Origin of the sequence: Hwanghaeella sp. LZ110 (genome assembly GCF_048892525.1) — a bacterium.
Taxonomy (GTDB): Bacteria; Pseudomonadota; Alphaproteobacteria; order UBA8366; family Aestuariispiraceae; genus Pacificispira.
In genome coordinates, this window is the sequence record NZ_JBLZHT010000044.1 from 1 (window position 1) to 444 (window position 444).

The window sequence follows — 444 nt, forward strand, 5'->3', positions numbered from 1 at the left end:
CGCGAACCAACCCTGACATGACCATCAGCCACGAAGCAATCTATCGCTTCATCTATCACCGAACCGCCCAGAAAGACTATTGGCACCGTCTACTGCCAAAGGCCCGCTTCCAGCGCGGCCGGCCCGGACGGCGCGGCGGCAGCCCGATCCGTCACTTCACCGCGCATCGATCCATCCACGACAGACCGGTACAGATCGAAGACAGACGCCAGCCCGGCCATTGGGAGGCCGACCTGATGATGTTCTCCAAATACGGACAGGCCCTGCTCGTGCTGCATGAAAGACAGTCCCGCTACACCCACCTCGCCCGCCTCAAGGGCAAGGCATCCGGCGCTGTCCTCAAGCGGATGACCGATTGGTTCCAGAGCCTCCACAGCGACATGCGCCGCTCCGTCACATTCGACAACGGCACCGAGTTCGCCCAGCACCATCGCCTGAACGAGA

Annotated in this window: 1 protein-coding gene; it reads left to right on the forward strand. The window is 62.2% G+C overall.

Annotated elements, in window-relative coordinates; all coding sequences use genetic code 11:
* Positions 1 to 17: 17 nt before the first annotated feature.
* The coding region (locus ACOSDM_RS20135; RefSeq protein ID WP_420726321.1) for an IS30 family transposase at positions 18 to 444 on the forward strand (427 nt) is incomplete at its 3' end.